This is a genomic window from Rhodoblastus sp. (genome assembly GCF_041915505.1).
Lineage (GTDB): Bacteria > Pseudomonadota > Alphaproteobacteria > Rhizobiales > Beijerinckiaceae > Rhodoblastus.
Genome location: NZ_JAYSBG010000465.1, coordinates 1 through 2,304, shown reverse-complemented (window position 1 = coordinate 2,304; position 2,304 = coordinate 1). Strand labels below are relative to the sequence as shown.

Sequence of the window (2,304 nt, the reverse complement as noted above, 5' to 3'; positions counted from 1 at the left end):
AGGGTTCTTCACGCGAACCGGCATCCACTTCGCTCGACCCGAAGGGCCGCGTCAGCGAACACGCTGTAGGTTTTCGGCGGTCAATTTCCCCGATCCAGTCCCTGACATGAAAGAGCCTTCCGCGACTGACCGGGTCGCGGAAGGCTCATGGATCGTCGCAGGTCCGGGACGTGGCGCTCGGCGGGGAGGAGAGACGCGCTTTGCAGTCGCGTTTCCGGATTTGGCGCGGCGACCGATCGGCGGGAAACCGTGTCGGACCAGCCGTCACCAGACGGCGGCGAGCACCGCGGTCATGAAGGCGAAGGCGGCGCAGATGGAGACGATTTCAACTTTGATGGCGGATGTCATCGGTCGGCCCCCTAGCTTTGCGATAAGGCTCTTCGACTGCGAATCAGCTGTCCGTCATGGTTCAGCCTCATCTGTGAAGATTTAATGAATTGTAAATTTCACGACAGTTCGGAACAATTCCAAATGGCGGGCAGCGCAGCATGAACATCTAGCAATCCGCCATTTTTTGAATATTTTTTATGCATGCCCGCCTTTTGTGTAATCGGACCACATGATGACTGGCGTTTAGGCAGCCGCCGGTTTGTTCCCTTGTCGCGCGGGCGGGCGCCAAATTCATGGCGCCAACAAGCCCCCAGCGACCCGACCTTGCGTCGGGCCGGCGCGCGCCGCAAGGAGAAGCGGTTTGTTTAGAGAGGTTCTAATTTCATCGACCAACGCGCGCGGCGCGCCGGAAAATGTTGAAACGGAAGGGCCCTCCGCGCTTAATGGCGGGCGCGTGCGACAGAGTCTTTTTGCGAATTGGGGAGCGGGAATGTCCGCCGAAAATCATTTTTGCGGATGGCGCGGCGACAAGGGGCGGAGCTATCATCATGGCCGGCTTCGTCAGGCCTTGCTGGCGGCGGCGCGGGCGCTGATCTCCGAGCGCGGGCCGGCCGGCTTCACTTTGGCGGAAGCGGCGAAGAGGGTCGGCGTGACCGGGGCCGCGCCCTATCGCCATTTCGCCGATCGCAATGCGCTGATCGCGGCGCTGGCGGACGAGGGGTTCCAGCATTTCAACGAGGAGCTGGGCCGCGCCTGGGACGGCGGCCGGCCGGACGCCCTGTCCGCGCTGCGGCGGCGCGGCGCGGCTTATCTCGCTTTCGCCCGCGCCGAGCCGGGACTCTATAAGGCGATGTTCGGCGACGCCGGGGCGCTGGCGCGGCAGGCGGAGGACAGCGCCGCGCGAAAAGCCTTCGACGAGCTGGTGCGTTCGGCCGTGGCCGTCCTGCGCCAGTTCCACGCGCCGGAGAAGGGCGCCCGCGGGCTGGCGCTGCAGATCTGGGCGACAACCCACGGCGTCGCCGAACTGATGCTCGCCGGCCATTTCGGCGACAAGACCGACCAGGCGTCGGCGCTGCTGGAAGAATCGATTTCCGCCTTGATCGACGCCGCTTTGCGCAAGGCGCTTGGGGTCGCTTCCGGCCTGCCGGGATAGGATGAGACGAAAAAAGTCGCGGCGCCCCCTGTAAATTCGCTGGATGTAAATGTACATTACATTCACATCGTCGGCCGTTCGGGTCGCGATGAAGGGAGAGTCACATGATCTGCTCACGTCACGCCGACGGGCGTTCTTCGCGTCACGGCAGCCATGGCGCGCCATGGCGCTGGCGGCCGATCGAGCTTGCGGCCATGATCCTCGGCTTCGTCTTCTTCTGGCCCATCGGCCTCGCCATTCTCGGCTGGAAATTCTTCCAGGCGAAGACGCGATATGCCGGCGATTTCGGCCAGTTCGCGCAGGAGAAATGGGGCGGTTTCGAAAAACGCTGCGGCCTCGGCGGCATGTCCCGCGATTTCGGCGGCGGCTGGCGCTCCTCCGGCAACAGCGCCTTCGACGACTGGCGCAAGGCGGAGCTGGAGCGTCTCGAAGAGGAGCGCCGCAAGATCTACGAAGCGGAAAAAGCCTTCTACGATTATCAGGAAGCTCTGCGCCGCTCCAAGGATCGCGAGGAATTCGAGCGCTTCATGGCGAGCCGCGCCGCTTCGGCGCCGCCGGAAAACCCGGCCTCCTGACGCGTATGGCGGCGGCCTTCGGGTCGCCGTTTCGCTTCGCGCTCGGCGGAAATGCGGCGTGAAAGCGGCGTTTCCGCCACGGCCGATCAAATTTTAATCGTTAACTATCTTGCTTCAGAGGGGATTAACGCGTCGGCCGCAGGAATCGCGACATGGCGCGTCGAAGCTTACCACTCCTCCTGCTCGCGATCGGGCTCGGCGGCCTCGCCGGATGCTCGAAATGGGAGCGCGCCGAACGTCCGGCCT

2 protein-coding genes are annotated in these 2,304 nt (G+C 63.7%); both read left to right on the top strand.

What is annotated here, in order from left to right; genetic code table 11:
- Positions 1–820: 820 nt before the first annotated feature.
- Positions 821–1,483, top strand: a complete 663-nt coding sequence (locus ACE3S9_RS18685; protein WP_374547978.1) for a TetR/AcrR family transcriptional regulator — start codon at positions 821–823, stop codon at positions 1,481–1,483.
- Positions 1,484–1,587: 104 nt separating this feature from the next.
- Complete coding sequence (locus tag ACE3S9_RS18680) at positions 1,588–2,058, top strand: DUF2852 domain-containing protein (RefSeq protein WP_374547977.1); 471 nt, start codon at positions 1,588–1,590, stop codon at positions 2,056–2,058.
- Positions 2,059–2,304 lie beyond the last annotated feature (246 nt).

What these genes read in the sequence shown, in the direction of transcription:
- ACE3S9_RS18685 (WP_374547978.1), top strand. Translation starts at nt 821, where the DNA reads ATGTCCGCCGAAAATCATTTTTGCGGATGGCGCGGCGACAAGGGGCGG.
- ACE3S9_RS18680 (WP_374547977.1), top strand. Translation starts at nt 1,588, where the DNA reads ATGATCTGCTCACGTCACGCCGACGGGCGTTCTTCGCGTCACGGCAGC.